The sequence below is a fragment of the Nocardia aurea genome (genome assembly GCF_003123685.1).
Taxonomy (GTDB): Bacteria; Actinomycetota; Actinomycetes; order Mycobacteriales; family Mycobacteriaceae; genus Nocardia; species Nocardia aurea.
The window spans coordinates 1-15,926 of the sequence record NZ_QCYJ01000099.1; the positions used below are offsets into that span (position 1 = coordinate 1).

General features: G+C 68.9%; 16 protein-coding genes. 10 read left to right on the top strand and 6 right to left on the bottom strand.

The window, feature by feature from the left end:
* Positions 1-270: 270 nt before the first annotated feature.
* The 4 genes from DAT37_RS19365 to DAT37_RS19380 all read left to right on the top strand — a co-directional run bounded on the left by DAT37_RS19365 (position 271) and on the right by DAT37_RS19380 (position 4,774).
* Positions 271-714 (top strand): SRPBCC family protein, encoded by a 444-nt coding sequence (locus tag DAT37_RS19365; RefSeq protein WP_109526217.1) that lies wholly within the window; start codon positions 271-273, stop codon positions 712-714.
* A 112-nt stretch (positions 715-826) separates the two neighbouring features.
* Complete coding sequence (locus DAT37_RS19370) at positions 827-2,410, top strand: serine hydrolase (protein WP_109526218.1); 1,584 nt, start codon at positions 827-829, stop codon at positions 2,408-2,410.
* Positions 2,411-2,606: 196 nt separating this feature from the next.
* Positions 2,607-4,586: a CocE/NonD family hydrolase gene (locus DAT37_RS19375; protein ID WP_109526386.1), complete on the top strand. Its 1,980-nt coding sequence runs from the start codon at positions 2,607-2,609 to the stop codon at positions 4,584-4,586.
* Between the two features lie 5 nt (positions 4,587-4,591).
* A complete protein-coding gene (locus DAT37_RS19380; RefSeq protein WP_109526219.1) occupies positions 4,592-4,774 on the top strand; it encodes a hypothetical protein in 183 nt (60 codons plus the stop codon).
* Positions 4,775-4,859: 85 nt separating this feature from the next.
* Here DAT37_RS19380 and DAT37_RS19385 read toward each other — a convergent pair whose 3' ends face one another.
* Positions 4,860-5,633 (bottom strand): maleylpyruvate isomerase family mycothiol-dependent enzyme, encoded by a 774-nt coding sequence (locus DAT37_RS19385; protein WP_332873341.1) that lies wholly within the window; start codon positions 5,631-5,633, stop codon positions 4,860-4,862.
* 247 nt (positions 5,634-5,880) lie between these two features.
* On the opposite strand from DAT37_RS19385, the gene DAT37_RS19395 reads away from it, so the two are divergent.
* The 3 genes from DAT37_RS19395 to DAT37_RS19405 are packed head-to-tail and all read left to right on the top strand — an operon-like array spanning position 5,881 to position 7,574.
* The gene (locus DAT37_RS19395; protein ID WP_109526222.1) at positions 5,881-6,558 is read left to right on the top strand and encodes a hypothetical protein; all 678 of its coding nucleotides are present in this window, start codon (positions 5,881-5,883) and stop codon (positions 6,556-6,558) included.
* Positions 6,548-7,123: a DUF6529 family protein gene (locus DAT37_RS19400; RefSeq protein WP_109526387.1), complete on the top strand. Its 576-nt coding sequence runs from the start codon at positions 6,548-6,550 to the stop codon at positions 7,121-7,123. The genes DAT37_RS19395 and DAT37_RS19400 overlap by 11 nt, the downstream gene beginning before the upstream one ends.
* Positions 7,124-7,136: 13 nt before the next feature.
* Complete coding sequence (locus tag DAT37_RS19405) at positions 7,137-7,574, top strand: QcrA and Rieske domain-containing protein (protein WP_109526223.1); 438 nt, start codon at positions 7,137-7,139, stop codon at positions 7,572-7,574.
* Positions 7,575-7,787: 213 nt separating this feature from the next.
* On the opposite strand, the gene DAT37_RS19410 is transcribed toward DAT37_RS19405, so the two are convergent.
* From DAT37_RS19410 to DAT37_RS19420, 3 genes are all read right to left on the bottom strand, one after another.
* The gene (locus DAT37_RS19410; RefSeq protein WP_109526224.1) at positions 7,788-8,249 is read right to left on the bottom strand and encodes a VOC family protein; all 462 of its coding nucleotides are present in this window, start codon (positions 8,247-8,249) and stop codon (positions 7,788-7,790) included.
* Between the two features lie 113 nt (positions 8,250-8,362).
* On the bottom strand, positions 8,363-9,076 hold the full coding sequence (locus tag DAT37_RS19415) for a sensor domain-containing protein (protein ID WP_109526225.1): 714 nt from the start codon (positions 9,074-9,076) through the stop codon (positions 8,363-8,365).
* Positions 9,073-9,969: a hypothetical protein gene (locus DAT37_RS19420; RefSeq protein ID WP_109526226.1), complete on the bottom strand. Its 897-nt coding sequence runs from the start codon at positions 9,967-9,969 to the stop codon at positions 9,073-9,075. The genes DAT37_RS19415 and DAT37_RS19420 overlap by 4 nt, the downstream gene beginning before the upstream one ends.
* Before the next feature lie 169 nt (positions 9,970-10,138).
* Between DAT37_RS19420 and lspA the strand changes: the two genes are divergently transcribed.
* From lspA to DAT37_RS19435, 3 genes are read left to right on the top strand one after another with little or no spacing between them, the layout of a single operon-like run.
* Positions 10,139-10,930 carry a signal peptidase II gene (gene lspA, locus DAT37_RS19425; RefSeq protein ID WP_109526227.1) on the top strand — a complete coding sequence of 264 codons (792 nt, stop codon included), beginning with the start codon at positions 10,139-10,141 and terminating at the stop codon, positions 10,928-10,930.
* Complete coding sequence (locus tag DAT37_RS19430; protein ID WP_109526228.1) at positions 10,927-11,853, top strand: RluA family pseudouridine synthase; 927 nt, start codon at positions 10,927-10,929, stop codon at positions 11,851-11,853. Before lspA ends, DAT37_RS19430 begins: the two co-directional genes overlap by 4 nt.
* Positions 11,846-12,622 carry a hypothetical protein gene (locus DAT37_RS19435; RefSeq protein WP_232839863.1) on the top strand — a complete coding sequence of 259 codons (777 nt, stop codon included), beginning with the start codon at positions 11,846-11,848 and terminating at the stop codon, positions 12,620-12,622. The genes DAT37_RS19430 and DAT37_RS19435 overlap by 8 nt, the downstream gene beginning before the upstream one ends.
* On the opposite strand, the gene DAT37_RS19440 is transcribed toward DAT37_RS19435, so the two are convergent.
* Positions 12,589-13,407: a PhzF family phenazine biosynthesis protein gene (locus DAT37_RS19440; RefSeq protein WP_109526229.1), complete on the bottom strand. Its 819-nt coding sequence runs from the start codon at positions 13,405-13,407 to the stop codon at positions 12,589-12,591. The genes DAT37_RS19435 and DAT37_RS19440 overlap by 34 nt on opposite strands.
* A 92-nt stretch (positions 13,408-13,499) precedes the next feature.
* Entirely contained in the window at positions 13,500-15,923 is a 2,424-nt protein-coding gene (locus DAT37_RS19445; RefSeq protein ID WP_109526230.1) for an HAD-IC family P-type ATPase, read from the bottom strand.
* Positions 15,924-15,926 lie beyond the last annotated feature (3 nt).

The window sequence follows — 15,926 nt, forward strand, 5'->3', positions numbered from 1 at the left end:
GCCCGACCCCGCGACATCCACATCGTCCCCGAACTCCCCAAAACCCGCAGCGGCAAAATCATGCGCCGACTCCTGCGCGACATCGCCGAAGGACGCCAACTCGGCGACACCTCCACCCTCGTCGACCCCACCGTCTTCGAATCCATCGCCCGCGGGTGATCCGTCACGCGGACCCGGCTGCGATGAGGGGGCCGGGTCCGCGCGATCGGTACCCCCACTTCCGACGAACGGACTACTATTGGCTGTAGTAGACGAGTGGGGAGTTCTCGTATGGAAACCATCACTGTCGAACGCGTGATCGACGCACCGATCGACCGGGTCTTCGAATGGCTGTCCGTCGCAAGCAATTACACCCGAACACCGATCGTGCTGCGGGAGCGGCTGGTTCGACCCGGCACGGACGCGCCCTACGGGGAGGGCGCGGTCCGCGTACTGATCTGGGTCATCGGGCGGTTCCGCGAACGCATCACCGCGTATCGACCGCCACACGAATTCGAGTACCTGGTCGAGCACAGTTTTCCGCCCTCGCGCCACGAGGGCGGGAAACTCACCTTCACCGAGGTCGACGGTGGCACGTCGGTCGTATGGACCACCGTGGCCGAGGTGCGACTGCCCTTCGGCTCGGGCGTCGTCACCCGGACAGTGGTGAAGCCGGTGATCTCGTACATCTTCCACAGGGTGCTCGCCGCCGCGGACCGAGACCTGCGCACCTGACACCTGTCGGGAGACTCGCCGACGCCGTCGAAATGTAACGACAACATTGCTGTCGACGGCTCGAGACCGGCGATACTGCCTTGGGCGGTCCGGCACGGACTACCGTTGCGCTATGACGCGACGCCTCGGCGCGGTAGCCATGATCTCCCTGTTCGCCCTGGTAGTGGGCTGTGCGGCGCCCGAAGACAACGACGCCGCCACCACTTCCACCACCGTGGCCACCGGGCAGGTGCCGCCGAATCGGGTGGTCGGACTGGCGCTGCCGGACAACGCCGTGGAGGTTGCCGTAGGTCGACTGGACGGCCTGGTCGAATCGCTGATGACCGAATCCGGCATCCCGGGGATGGCGGTGGCCGTCGTCCACGGCGGGAAGACCGTGTACAGCAAGGGGTTCGGTGTGCGCGCGGCGGGCGGGACCGAACGCGTCGACGCCGACACCGTGTTCCAGCTGGCCTCGGTGTCGAAATCCGTGGCGGCGACGGTGGTCGCGCACCAGGTGGGGACCGGATCGGTGGAGTGGGAGACCCCCATCGTGTCGAAATTGCCGTGGTTCGCACTCGGCGATCCGTACGTGACGGCGAATGTCACCGTCGGCGACATGTTCTCCCACCGCAGCGGGCTGCCCGATCACGCGGGCGACCGCCTGGAGGATATGGGGTTCGACCGTCGGCAGGTGCTGGAGAAATTGCGGCTCGAACCGCTGGCCCCCTTCCGGATCACCTACCAGTACACCAATTTCGGTGTGACCGCCGCGGCGGAGGCTGTCGCGACGGCGGCGGGCACCGACTGGGCGCGACTGTCGAACGACACCGTCTACGCGCCGCTCGGCATGACATCGACCAGCTCGCGTTTCGCCGATTTCGTCGCCCGACCGAACCGGGCCGTCGGTCACATGTCGGTCGACGGGCGCTGGGTCGCCCAGGCCGTCCGCGATCCCGATCCACAGTCGCCCGCGGGCGGTGTCAGTTCCTCGGTCAACGATATGACCCGGTGGCTGACGATGCTGCTCGGGCGGGGAAAGTTCGAGAACACGACCGTCGCGCCCGAGCAGGCGCTGCTGCCCGCGATCACCCCGCAGATCATCTCCGCCCCCGCCACCGCTCCCGACGCGCGGGCGGGGTTCTACGGATTCGGCTACAACGTCTCGACCACCTCGGCCGGACGCGTCACCTACAGCCATTCCGGGGCCTTCGCCCTCGGGGCGGCCACGAATTTCCTGGTGATACCGTCCGCCGACGTGGCGATCGTGGCGCTGACCAATGCCGCGCCGATCGGCGTGCCCGAGACGTTGACGGCCGAATTCGCCGACATCCTGCAATACGGCGAGGTCCGCGAGGACTGGCGCGCCCTGTACCGGGACGCCTTCGCGGGAATGGATCAGCCCGAAGGCGATCTGGTCGGCGCACCGGCACCGGCGAATCCCGCGCCGCCGCGGCCATTGGCCTCCTACGTCGGAAAGTACGCCAACGACTACTGGGGACCGGCCACCGTCACCGACAACGCGGGCACGCTGACATTGACGATCGGCCCCGCGAACCGGACCTACCCGTTGAAGCACCGCGACGGCGACACCTTCACCTTCGAATTGCTGGGCGAGAACGCCCCGCCGGGCACCATCTCCCGGGCTGCCTTCGCCGGCGACACCATGACCGCGGAGTATTTCGACGAGGAAGGACTCGGCGTCTTCCGGCGCTGAGGCGCCCCGGCTCGGACAACACCGCATCGCTTCCGGTTCCACGGTTTACCGGTAGCGGATTGCTATGGTCACAGGTATCAGTGACCGGCGGCAGCTGAGGTGGAGGACGCGAGTGGCTCCGAAACGTTGTTCGGCCAGGAGTTTTCGGGTGGTGCTGGGAACGGCGCTCGCGGTGGTCGTCACCGCCGGACTGGCGATGAGCGCGACACGCGCGCCCGCACCGGCGCTGACCTCCTCGGTCGAGGAGTGGACCGCACTGCACGACGGACCGCAGCCCTTCCCCGATATCCGTATCGAATCCGACGTGCCGATCACCATGAACGACGGCGTCGTGCTCAAGGCCAACGTGTACCGGCCCGTCGACGCGGCGGGCCGCACTCCCGAGACGCCGATGCCCGCGCTGGTCACCATGACGCCCTACACCAAACTCATGGCCAACCTCATCGACTCGGCGCTGGCGGTGCCCGGATTGCAACCGCTCACCGTCGACCTGGCGAACCGATTCAATCTGTCCGGCACCCCCATCAGCGGTTTCGGTGATCTGCTGCACGCCTTGGACGGCGGCACGGTGCAGACGGTGCTCGGCGTCGATCGGAAACTGGTGCGCAGCGGCTACACGCTCGTCGTCGTCGACGTGCGCGGCACCGGATTCTCGCAGGGCGCGTGGGACACCCTGGGCGCCCGCGAACAACTCGACACCCGCGAGGTGATCGAGTGGGCGGCGCGCCAGAGCTGGTCGGACGGAAATGTCGGCATGACCGGCGGCTCCTACGCGGGCATCAACCAACTCCGGGCCGCCGAGGACGCGCCGCCGCCGCTGAAGGCCATCTTCCCCGTCGTTCCCGGTAGCGACCTCATGCGCGACGTGGTCGCTCCCGGCGGCGGTGTCGGAGCCACCTTCCTGCCGATGTGGCTCAATTCGATCAACCGCGCCAAGATGGTGCCCGACGTGTCGTCGATGCTGCGCGGCACCTTCGACTGGGCATGGCTCGACGAGCGCGTCTCCGACCCGTTGACCAATTACGATCTGCTCGTCCAGGCACTGACCACACCGGCCATGGACGAGATGCAGCCCGAACTGGAATCGGCGCTGGACGAATCGAGCGCGTTCCGGCAGGGCATTCTCGGGCGTCCGGAGCGAATCACGGTGCCCACCTTCGTCTACGGAGGTTGGCACGATATCTTCGCCAACAGCGCGACCACGATCTACAACGCGATTCCACTGCCCGCCGCACCGCCCGCCGGTGGTGCGATGAAGAAACTCGTCGTCGGGAACACCTACCACGCCAATCCCGGCGCGGGCACCGGCGTCGCGGGCGCACCGCCCCGGCTGGACGTGCTGCAACGCGCCTGGCTGGACCACTGGCTCAAGGGAATCGACAACGGTATCGACGACTTCGGTCCGGTGGTGGTCTGGGAGCAGGGCGGAAGCTGGGTCACACTGCCCGAATTCCCGCAGCCCGGCGTCACCCACCGCCGCGTCTACCTGTCGCCCGACGCCAGCGCGACCACGACCGCCAGCCTGCACGACGGATCGCTCACCGCGACCGCTCCCGCCGCCGCGCGCACTCTCACCGTCGCACCCGGACTGTCCAACGCGTGTTCGCGCGACGCGGCCCAGGGATCGGCGGGTATCGCATCCGCACTCGACGTGTGCGCCAAGGATTCCCGCGTCGCGGAGACCGACGCGCTCACCTTCACCAGCGCTCCGGTGGCCGCCGACACGGTGATCTCGGGCCCGATCAACGCCCACCTCACGACCGTCTACGACACCACCGACGGCTACTGGAGCGTCACCGTCAACGACGTCGCGCCCGACGGCACCTCCACCGTGCTGAGCACCGGCCAGCTGACCGCGTCGATGCGCGCGATCGACGAGACGAGGAGCACCCGTTCGGCCAACGGCGATCTCACCACGCCGTTCAACCCGATCACCGCGGCGAGCCACCTGCCCGTTGTCCCCGGCGAACCGGTCGCACTCGATATCGCCGTCATCCCCACCCAGGCGGTACTGCGCCCCGGCCACCGTCTGCGCGTCGACGTCTTCGCCGCCAACGCGCCCAAGGCCGTGCCATTCCGGCCACTGCTCAACGCCTCCGAACTGAAACCCCAGCATCTGCTGCTGGACCCGAACGCGCCGAGTTTCCTCAATATCCCGACCGATCGACCGCTGTAGTCGCCGTGGCTGTCGGTCACCCGGTCGGCGGAAAGCGCGCCTTCCTCACCACCGTCGCGGTGGTGATCATCGCGTGCGCCGTGCACTACGGCAGCGGCGACGACCATTCCGGGATCGCGATCGCCTGCGCGGGGGTGGCGGTGCTGGCGATCTTCGAACTGGTGGTCAGGATGGGCCGACGCGGCTGAGCGTGCCGCCCTGGTCGCGGACGGCGCGAACAGCGGTACGGCGTCGATCGAGTCGGCTCGAGCGCCCTCCGGTGGCGCATATCGGTCAGAACGGGGTCGTGTCCAACCATCGGTCGAAAACAGCTGTATCGCCGTAGATTTCGAGGCCCGGATCGTCGGTGGGGATTCGCCGCAGGATAACGAGCAGCAGCGCCACTGCGGTGCCGCGCAGGGCGACAGCGCCTTTGGCGTGGCCGTGATCCCATTCGATGCCGGTTCCCGCACCGCGGACGGTCCACTCGCCCACGGCGTCGAGACCGGGATCGGTGGCGTGCAGATGCAGCGTCGCACCGTCGGGTAGGACAGGAACGGGACTGCCGACCAGGGCGGTTTCGAGCAGGCCGAGCCATTCGGAGATGGCGTCGGCGGCGAGTTCGGGACTCAACGTGACCTCGCGGCCCAGGGCGAGCAGGGCGTCCGCGCGGTGCACGGTGGCCTCGTGCAGTCGACGCCGGATCCACCACTCGGCCGGTCGCGGCGGGCCGAACGGCGTCCAGATCTCGACATCGCCGCCGGTCCGGTCGACCGCGTCCAGTACCAGCCGGGCGCTGTCGCTCAGCCACTTCGCGGCGGCGTCGGGTTCCTTGGGCATCGCGCCGTCGGGGACCGCGCGGAAATCGATGCGTTCGGTGGCGCGATCGGTGATCATCGCGGCGGCCCAGCGATGGCCGCGACCGACGTGGGTCATCAGATTGGCGAGCGACCAGCCGGGGCAGGCCGGAATCGGCGTGGCGGGATCGGCGGTCCGCATCAGTTCGGCGAGCGAGTCGGTCTCGGCGGGCAACGCCGCCCGATAGGCAGCCATGAGGGATGTCGTCACCGAAACGACACTATCCCTGCCGATTCCGGCGGGCACCCCGGCATCGGGTCGCCGTGCGCGCCCGCGCGGTGCCCGTCACGCGAATGACCGGGCCGACACGGCGACACGCCGAACGGAGATGGTCGAAATTCGATCTGAACCTGCGGACGCGCTGTCCCGTTGTCAGTCTGAACAGCGATACCGGCCAGCGTCGAGTCCGGGGATCGCTCGGCCGTGTACGGAATCGGCCGACAATCGAGGAGATCCAATGAAACGTCTCGGGCCATGGCTCACCCTCGGGGTGGTCGCCGTCCTCGGCCTCATCCTGCTCAGCGTCAACATGTCCAAGGACACCGCACCGACGGCCGCGCAGCCGACCGCGACACCCGCGGCGGCGACCACGACCGTCGCCCCGGCGTCGAGCACTGCCGCCGCACCGCCGACGACAGCCGCTCCCGCGCCGGGCGCGTTCCCGGCACAGGCGGATTACGTCGGCAAGATCGCACCGGCCACCGGTGGCACGCTCACCCTGGAGATCACCGTCGAGGGCGATCGGGCGGTCGCCTACCTGTGCGACGGCGCGTCGGTCGAATCCTGGCTGCGTGGCAGCGCGGTGAACGGTCGCCTCCAGCTGACCGGGAAGAACGACGCGACACTCGACGGCGCCGCCACCGGCTCCGGGGTCGGGGGCAGCGTCAGCGTCGCGGGCAAGCGGTGGGATTACACCGCCGCACCCGTGACCCCGCCCGCCGGGCTCTACGTCTACTCCGACAACGGAGTACGGCAGAGCTGGATCGTGGACTCCTCCGGTGCGGTGACCGGCGTGCAGCGCGCCGCCGACGGCGCCACCTCCCCCGCACCCGCCCTCGCGTCGGACGCGACGGCGCTGGTCGGCGGCAAGAAGATCACGGCGAACAAAGTGAGCGGTGGCGACGATGTCGGCTGAGAACACCCTGCCCGGTCCCGGAACTCGTTCCGCCACACCGGCGCTCGCCATCGTGGTGGCGGTATTGATCGGCGCGGCCGTCGCGGTCGCGCTCGGCGTGTACGGCAAGGTGCACGATCCGCGGTTCTTCTCGATCAATGTCGCGGGTTTCTCCAGCCCGACCGCGGTGAAATCCTGGCTCGCCACCCTGGCGGCGGCGCTGGCCGTCTTCCAATTCGGTTCGGCCCTGGCCATGTACGGCAAGATCCCCGGGATCGGCTCACCCCGGTGGCTCGGGCCCGCGCACGTCTGGTCGGGACGGCTCGCCGTCGTGGCGACCGTGCCGGTCGCGGTGCACTGCCTGTACGCGTTGGGTTTTCAGGATTACGAGCCCCGCGTGCTGTGGCATTCGCTGCTCGGCTGCTTCTTCTACGGCGCGTTCGTCACCAAGATGCTGTTGCTCACCCGCAAGGGCCTGCCCGGTTGGGCGCTCCCCCTGGCGGGCGGCCTGGTCCTGACCGGCCTCATCGGCATCTGGCTCACCTCCGCGCTGTGGTTCTTCCAGAACAACGGCATCATCTTCTGATCGGAACTCCCCCATGAACAACAGCACGACCGACAACCTCGATCGCCGCACCGTGGTCGCCGGTGCGGGCATCCTCGCCGCCGCCACCGCCCTGACCGCCTGCTCCACCTACGGGGAAACCGCCACCCCACCCCCCGCCACCGCCGCACCTCCCGCCCAGCCCGGCGGCCCCGCCAATGCCCTCGCCAAAACCGCCGACATCCCCGTCGGCGGCGGCGTGATCGTCGGCGGCACCGTGGTCACCCAACCCACCGCGGGCACCTTCGTCGGCCTCGACAGCACCTGCACCCACGCCGGCTGCAAAGTCACCAAGATCACCGCCGGCGCCCTCGAGTGCGTATGCCACGGCAGCAAATTCGGCCTCGACGGCTCTGTCGTCACCGGCCCCGCGAAACGCCCCCTCGCCACGAAACCCGTCCGCGTCGAGGGTGACTCGATAGTCAGCGGCTGACCCCGGCGGCCCCGGCACACGCCCTCGGCACACCTCCACCCCCACCCGACAACAATTCGCCCCCACCCGGGAGCGAGCCCGACGAGCGACGGTTCGCGGCCGTCTCGCGTCCGAGCGGTCGAAGCGCATGCGACGCGGTCGCGAGTCTCGACCGCTCGGACGCGAGACATCAAGGCCGCGAACCACGCCGCGCCAGCGGCCGATATCACGACCTCACCCGAACATATCCGCCATTCGCCGGTCCATCTCCTCCGGCGACACATCCTCCACGTGCGTGGCCACCGTCCACCGGTGCCCCCACGGATCCTCGAACGTCCCGCTGCGATCACCGTAGAACTGGTCGGTCATGGGAGTGAGTTCCCTCCCGCCTCCGGCCAGCGCGGCGGCGAACGCCGCGTCGGCGTCGGCCACGTAGACGTGCAGGTTCACCGGTGTGCCGCCGACCGTCTTCGGGTCGAGGAATTCCATGTCGGGTGCGGGGTCGCCGAGCATGATGACCGACTCGCCCAGCGTCAATTCGCAATGCGCGATCTTGCCGTCGGGACGCGGCATCCGCATTCGTTCGACGGCTCCGAATACGGTTTTGTAGTAATCGATGGCGTCGGCGGCTCCGTCGACCGCCAGCCCGGGGGAGACCACCGGATATCCATCGGGAACTGGTTTGACAGTCGGCATGGCAGACCTCCGATCGTGGCGAATATCGGCTCTGTTGCGAGCCTATTCCCCGTCTGTCTCGGATCGAGGCCTGTTCGACCGAAAGTTCCGCGAATTCTCGATATCGATCGGCGCTAGGGGCCGGGGACCTGTTTCAGGCTGCGGACCTGTGCGGCGGTGAGGTCGGTGAGCACGCCGGGGTCGACCGATTCCGGTGCGGTCACCGACACCTGGGTGAGGGTATTGCCGACTTGGACCAGTGTCACCAGCGAGACGAGGGTGAATCCCTCGCTGGTCAGCCGGAGCTGGAACGAGGTCGACGCGTCGCCCGCCGCGGGTTGTTCGAGTCCGCCGAGGCGATAGTCGATCGCCGCCTGGTCGGCGTCGGTTCCGGAATAGCTGGTGCATTTACGCAGTGTCTGCTGCACCTCGTCGAACGCACCGGAGAGTTTGTCGTTCGGGAATGTCGCGGCGTCGATATCGATACTCGAGAAGTTCGGTCCGTTGAATCCGACCGCGTATCTGGTGAGCGCGTCCGGGCGCTGGCGGGCGAGCGGTTGCAATACTTCGGCGCATTCGGCGGGCCGGGTCTCCGCGCCACCGGAGCCGGAGAGTCCGAGAGCGGATTCGGGCACCTGTTCCATTCCCGACGGCAGATCCTCCGGGCCGAGCAACAGCCGGCCGAGGACGACAACCTCGGTGATGGGCGGTCCCGTCGCGGGGGCCGCGGCGACGATCGGGCCGAGCGCGGGCAGCGCCGGGCCGTCGTCGTCGGTCGAATCCGATCCGCATCCGGCCAGCAGTGCCGTGCTCACGGCGGCGAGCAGCACCGCCCCGCCCCTGGTCACTCGGTCCACGTGACCTGCGTGGTGATCGTCTGCTGTAGATTGCTCGCGCTCCGCGGGTCGCGATAGGCCTGGTGGCCGCCGACGGTGATCGATCCCGACACCGGAAGCGGCAGTCCGAGGTCGACCGTGATGGTGCCGGCGCCCTCCATCGTGTAGTCCTCGATGTCGAGAATGCCCGCGTCGTTGGGCAGTGCCCACACCTCGGCCTTGGGCATCTGCACCACGTGCAGATCGATGGTGAGTCGATCGCCGTCGATGCCGGTCAGGGTCGCGGTCGTCACCTGGTCGAGTGTGACGCCGCCGTCCACCTCCTGGTGCACGGTCCAGATCGCGCCTTCGCCGATCGGCTCGTCGGGGAACATGATCGAGCGATAGACCGCTTGGTAGAAGGCCTGTTCCAGGGCCGCGCGCGCCGAGTTGGAGGTGTCGGGCGACGGCGCGAGCCGCAGCGCGGTGATGGCGCCGTCGTCGCTGAAGTCGAATCCGGCGTGGGTTCCGCCGATGGCGGTGAGCGCCTTGCTGAGCGAGGGGTCGGGGCTGGTGACCGCGCCGATCGTCAGGTCGACGCCATCGATGCCCGCCTGCGCCGTCATCGGAATGGTCAGCGCGGGCGTCGAGAAGTCGCGCACCGGTTGATCGTTGATCTGCTGTTGGATCCGATGGTCGGTACACAGGGTGACCTGCTGGGTGGTGCCCGCGCCGTAGCGCGGCCGCAGCACCGCCCGCGGTTCGGCGCCGGGCGAGACCACGCTCGCGGCCGACGCCGAGATCGGCACGGTCACTTCCTTGCCGATGCCGAGTGGTTCGGTGCCGTCGGTGGCGACCGCCGCGTCGGAATCGTCGCCGCAGCCGACGCCGAAGGCCGAGAGCCCGACCGCGAGCATCACGAGCATCACGCCCGAGCGCGCGATGCGGGGTACGTGGGGGGAAGACAACACCGTCACATGGCACAGCGTACGACCGCTTCCTGAGTGTCAGCTGGGACATCCTGATACCCGCTCGCCACACCGGCGCGAACACGCCGCACCGGAGGCGCGGAGCGGGCGGGTACGCGCTCGAGAGATGATGAACGTCGTGAGTGACGACCGGCCGACCGAGGACAACACCGCTGACCGCGCGGTGCCGCTACCCGACGACGCGCAATCGCCGACCGGGGAACCGGCCGCGGCCGCCGCGTCGACCGATGACGGGGCACCACTCGCGACCGAAGGACGGCCGCGGCGGCTCAGGGCCCTGTTGCTCGTCGCCGTCGTGCTGTACGGACTCGATCTGCTGACCAAGACCCTCGTGGTCGCCAATCTCACCCCGGGCGAGCCGGTCTCGATCATCGGCGATTTCGCCCGTTTCACCCTGGTGCGCAACCCGGGCGCGGCGTTCTCCATGGCGACGGGCATGACCTGGCTGCTGACCCTGGTCGCCACCGCCGTGGTGATCGGCGTGATCAGGATCGGCCGTACGCTGCGCTCCCCGTGGTGGGCGATCGGGCTCGGCATGGTTCTCGGCGGCGCTCTCGGCAACCTGACCGACCGACTGTTCCGCGCACCGGGCCCGTTGCAGGGACACGTGGTCGATTTCGTCGCGGTCGGCTGGTGGCCGGTATTCAACGTGGCGGATTCGGCGATCGTGTGCGGCGCGATCCTGCTGGTGGTGCTGACGGTGTTCGGTTTCGAACCGGACGGCACGAGGACCGGACGCGATTCCGTGGACGGCGGCACCGACGAGGCGAAGCCGGACGACCGGACGACCGCGAACGATTCGAACGACTCCGGCGACACCGCGTCCGACCGGCCCCCGACCGAGGGTTCGGCCGGGGCGAGCGGTGCGAAGAGCGCCGGACAGGAGAACGCCGCGTGAGGGAAACCAGAACGATGCCGGTGCCGGACGGACTCGACGGGATGCGGGTGGACGCGGGGCTTTCGCGGCTGCTCGGCCTCTCGCGTACCGCGGTGGTGGCGCTGACCTCCGACGGGGCGGTCCACCTGGACGGCGTGCCCGCGGGCAAGTCCGACCGTCTGGTCGCGGGCGCGTGGCTCGAAGTCGAATTCCCCGAACCCAAACGCGAATTGACCATCGAGGCCGAACCGGTCGAGGGGATGCGGATCCTCTACGCCGACGACGATATCGTCGCGGTGGACAAACCGGTCGGCGTCGCCGCCCATACCGGCGTCGGCTGGACCGGACCGACCGTGGTGGGCGGACTCGCCGCGGCGGGCTACCGGATCTCCACCTCGGGCGCGCACGAGCGCCAGGGCATCGTGCACCGGCTCGATGTCGGCACCTCCGGGGTGATGGTGGTCGCGCAGTCCGAGCACGCCTACACCGTGCTCAAGCGCGCGTTCAAACAGCGGACCGTCGACAAGCGCTATCACGCGCTGGTGCAGGGTCATCCCGATCCGAGCAGCGGCACCATCGACGCGCCGATCGGACGGGCGCGCGGCAACGCCTGGAAATTCGCCGTCACCGCCGACGGACGACCGAGCATCACCCACTACGACACTATCGAGGCGTTCCAGGCCGCGAGTCTGCTCGACATCCATCTGGAAACCGGCCGCACCCATCAGATCCGGGTGCATTTCTCGGCGGTCCGCCACCCCTGCTGCGGTGATCTCACCTACGGCGCCGATCCGCGTCTGGCCGAACGGCTCGGCCTGCAACGGCAGTGGCTGCACGCCCACACCCTCGGTTTCCACCATCCCGCCGACGGCCGGTATCTGGAGATCGCCAGTGAGTATCCCGACGATCTGAAACACGCGCTGAGCGTCCTGCGCGATGTCTGATCCGTCCGCTTCCGAACGCGACGGCGATCGTGCGGCGGCCCTCGCCGCACGATCGGATCTCGCCGAATCGGACGCGGGCAGGCCGTTCGTCGTGCGTGCCGCGCTGCTCGCGCTCGGGGTCATCGCCCTGGTGGCGGGTATGGTGGCGCTCGGTGAGCTGAATCCGCCTCGGCCGATCGCCGTCTCGACCGACCGGCTCGGCCCCGAACGTGCAGAGCCGGTGGCGGACTATCTGACGCGGGCGCGCGATTCGCTCGCGGGCGCCGACGACGGCGAACGGTGGGCGCTGGTGTCGTTCACCGAGGAGATCCGACCCGAACGGATTCCGGCGTACGGCCGCGGCCTGCGGATCGCGCAGGTGCTGCACCGGGTGCCGACTCCCGACGCGCGGTCCCCGCTGGTGACGGTCGCTGTGCCCGCCGGGGACGCGGTGGCCGTCGCGTCCGCGCGGTCGGCGGCATCGCAGTTGCTCGCCACGCTCGACCCGAGCCATCCCGGTGCGGTGGACGACGGCTCGCGCGAAGTGGTCACCGAATCGGCACGGGCACTCGAGGCCGGATGTGCCTGCACGGTCGGACTCGTCGTCCGCGGCCGACTGTCACAGCTGCGGGATTCGGCCGCCGTTGCAGGTGTGCGCGCGGTCGAGGCGCTGCCCGCCGACGCGGTCGCCGGGCGGTTCGCGGTGACGCCGCTGTTGCCCGCTCGACGCGACGCGGACGGGTCGTCGCCGGACGCTCAGTCGGGCAGCGTCACCACGCCGTCGAGATAGCGGCGGCACCGGCCGAGCAGCAGCACGCGGTCCCCGACCAGTTCACAGCGCAGAGTGCCGCCGCGCCGGGACAGTTGCCGTGCCACGAGTGCTTTGCGACCGATCATGCGCGCCCACAGCGGAACCAGTTGGGCGTGCGCGGATCCGGTGACCGAATCCTCCGGGACGCCGAGCCCGGGCGCGAAGACACGCGAGACGATATCGACGTCGTCGCCGCGCGCGGTCAACACCGCGGCGCCCGGCAGCGGCGGGAACGCGGCGAGTATCGGACGGGCGCGGCGCACTTCGGCCTCGGTGGCGACCACGATCACCTCGTCCGGACCGGAGAACGCGCGCACCGGCCGCACACCGAGTGCGGCGACCAGCGCGTGCGGCGGCTCGATCTCCACGGATTCGACCGAGGGCAGATCGAGTACGTACTCGTCGTCGTCGGTGCGGTCGACGTGCACCCAGCCGCCCCTGGTGTAGAAACTGACCATATCGGCGCCCGGGTGGGCGTCCTCCAGGATCTGCGCCGCGGCGGCCAGGGTCGCGTGACCGCACATGTCGATCTCGGCCGCCGGACTGAACCACCGCAGATGGAAAACCGGTCTGCCCTCGGGCGGCTCGCCCGCTTCCGGGGGCAGCCGCGAGGTGTAGAAGGCTGTTTCGGCGAGGCTGTTGCCCTCCGCCAGATTTCGCAGCAACTCGTCCGGCAGCCAGCTACGCAGCGGCATGACCGCGGCCGGGGTGCCCGAGAACGGTGCGTCGGCGAACGCGTCGATCCGGTGCAGCAGAACCTCCATATCGGAGAAGGTACTCCAACACCGAATGACCGCTTCGCACAAGGCTTCTCGTGGCGCGGTGGGTCGGGTGTCCAGTTGCCCGCCGCGTGGACTCAGGCGCTGCCGCCGGGCGAGACCGGAATGAGCGTCGGCTGCTCCCCGCTGATCGCCGTGCTGATCCACCAGGCGATCTCGACCAGGACGATGCCGACGGCGCCGCAGATGAACGCCGCGGTGGTGAGCCCGACATTCGACGGATCGAGTTTGAAGAACTCCCGGGTGAACGGCACTGTGAACAACACCAGATAGGCCAGGATCGAGGTCGCGATGAGGACGACCTTCCACCACACGTAGGGCCGCGCCACGATGGCGAGCACCCAGACCGCGATCATGATCAATGTGATGAGCGCGGTCGTACCCGCCTGCACCTTCTGCTCCTCGGTCGCGTCCGCTCCCTCGTAGGCGATCAGGTAGGCCACGAAGGTGGCGACGCCGATCACGATGCCTGACGGAATCGCCAATCGCATGACGCGCCCGACGAATCCGCTGCGCGCCCGTTCGTTGTTCGGGGCCAGCGACAGGATGAAGGCCGGGATGCCGATGGTGAACCAGGCCGCGATCGTGACGTGCCTGGGCAGGAACGGGTAACCGATCGGGTCGTAGCCGAAGATCTGCGATCCGACACCGGCCAGTCCGACCAGGAAGGCGAGCAGCACCGAGTAGACGGTCTTGGTGAGGAACAGGTTCGAGACCCGCTCGATATTGCCGATCACCCGGCGGCCCTCACCGACCACGTAGGGCAGCGTCGCGAATTTGTTGTCGAGCAGCACGATCTGGGCCACGGCGCGGGTCGCCGGACTGCCCGAACCCATCGCCACGCCGATATCGGCGTCCTTGAGCGCCAGTACGTCGTTCACGCCGTCGCCGGTCATGGCGACGGTGTGGCCGCGCGATTGCAGCGCGGCCACCATGGCGCGCTTCTGATCGGGACGGACCCGGCCGAAGGTGGTCTCGTGTTCCAGCACATCGGCGAGTCGCGCACGGTCCTCGGGCAATTCGCGGGCGTCGACCGCGTGGTCGCCGCCGGGCAACTCCAGCGACGTCGCCACCGCGCCGACCGACACCGCGTTGTCGCCGGAGATCACCTTGATCGAAACATTCTGCTCGGCAAAGTATTCGAGGGTTTCCCTGGCGTCGGGGCGCACCTTCTGTTCGAGCACGATCAGCGCGGCGGGCCGCACCGTGCCCGGCGCGTCGGCCGCGTCGACGGGACGGTCACCGCGGGCGAGCAACAGGATGCGCAGGCCCGACGATCCCAGTTCCTCGGCGACGCGGGCATCCTCGGAGGACGGGTCGAGCAGTACGTCCGGCGCTCCGAGCAGCCAGTCGCCGTGTTCGCCGTAGGAGATGCCACTCCATTTCTTGGCCGAGGAGAACGGCGCGACGGCAGTGCTCGGCCAGCCCGGTCCCGCGCCGAGGCCTTCGCCGATGGCCTGCACGCTGGCGTTCGGGCGCGGATCGTCGGCGGCCAGCGCGCTCGCGGCCCGACGCACCTCGTCGTCGTCGAAACCGTCGAGTGTCACGATCCGCGAGAGCCGCATGCCGTTCTCGGTCAGCGTGCCGGTCTTGTCCGCGCAGACCACGTCGACGCGCGCCAAACCTTCGATCGCGGGCAGTTCCTGGACCAGGCACTGCCTGCGTCCGAGCCGGACCACACCGACCGCGAAGGCCACCGAGGTCATCAGCACGAGCCCTTCGGGCACCATCGGCACCAATGCCGCGACCATGCCCGTCACGGCGGGCCGCCAGCTCTCACCGCTCGAGACCAGCTGGTTGTAGATGCTCAGCAGACCGGCGGGAATCAGCAGGTAGGTGATGACCTTGAGGATGGTGTCGATGCCGCTGCGCAGCTCCGATTTCACCAGGGTGAACTTGCTCGCCTCGTCGGCGAGTTTGGCGGCGTAGGCCTCGCGCCCGACTTTGGTCGCCCGGTAGGCGCCGCTACCCGAGACCACGTAGCTGCCCGACATCACCTGGCTGCCGACCGCCTTGTCGACCGGGTCGGCCTCGCCGGTGAGCAGCGATTCGTCCACTTCGAGCAGCGCGGATTCCTCGGTCACGCCGTCGACGACGATCTGATCGCCAGGGCCGAGTTCGATCAGGTCGTCGAGCACCACCTCGCGCGGCGCGATCTGGGCGGCGATCCCGTCCCTGCGCACCGTCGGCTTGGCCTGGCTCACGATCGCGAGCTGATCCAATGTCCGCTTCGCCCGGACCTCCTGGATGATGCCCACCGCGCTGTTGGCGACGATCAGCAGGCCGAACATGCCGTCGATCACCGATCCGGTGGACAGGACCAGGATGAACAGCACACCGAGAATGGCGTTGATCCGGGTGAAGACATTGGCCCGGACGATCTCGCGCACCGAGCGACTGGCCCGGTCCGGCACATCGTTGGTCGCTCCGTCGCTACGACGTCGCTCGACCTCCGCAGCCGTGAGTCCGATGGCTTTCGGCGCCTGCACCGTTGTCGACATGCA

Coding starts and splice junctions, on each gene's coding strand:
- DAT37_RS19365 (WP_109526217.1), top strand. CDS start 271: ATGGAAACCATCACTGTCGAACGCGTGATCGACGCACCGATCGACCGG.
- DAT37_RS19370 (WP_109526218.1), top strand. CDS start 827: ATGACGCGACGCCTCGGCGCGGTAGCCATGATCTCCCTGTTCGCCCTG.
- DAT37_RS19375 (WP_109526386.1), top strand. CDS start 2,607: ATGAGCGCGACACGCGCGCCCGCACCGGCGCTGACCTCCTCGGTCGAG.
- DAT37_RS19395 (WP_109526222.1), top strand. CDS start 5,881: ATGAAACGTCTCGGGCCATGGCTCACCCTCGGGGTGGTCGCCGTCCTC.
- DAT37_RS19400 (WP_109526387.1), top strand. CDS start 6,548: ATGTCGGCTGAGAACACCCTGCCCGGTCCCGGAACTCGTTCCGCCACA.
- DAT37_RS19405 (WP_109526223.1), top strand. CDS start 7,137: ATGAACAACAGCACGACCGACAACCTCGATCGCCGCACCGTGGTCGCC.
- DAT37_RS19410 (WP_109526224.1), bottom strand. CDS start 8,249: ATGCCGACTGTCAAACCAGTTCCCGATGGATATCCGGTGGTCTCCCCC.
- DAT37_RS19420 (WP_109526226.1), bottom strand. CDS start 9,969: ATGCTCGTGATGCTCGCGGTCGGGCTCTCGGCCTTCGGCGTCGGCTGC.
- lspA (WP_109526227.1), top strand. CDS start 10,139: ATGATGAACGTCGTGAGTGACGACCGGCCGACCGAGGACAACACCGCT.
- DAT37_RS19435 (WP_232839863.1), top strand. CDS start 11,846: ATGTCTGATCCGTCCGCTTCCGAACGCGACGGCGATCGTGCGGCGGCC.
- DAT37_RS19440 (WP_109526229.1), bottom strand. CDS start 13,407: ATGGAGGTTCTGCTGCACCGGATCGACGCGTTCGCCGACGCACCGTTC.
- DAT37_RS19445 (WP_109526230.1), bottom strand. CDS start 15,923: ATGTCGACAACGGTGCAGGCGCCGAAAGCCATCGGACTCACGGCTGCG.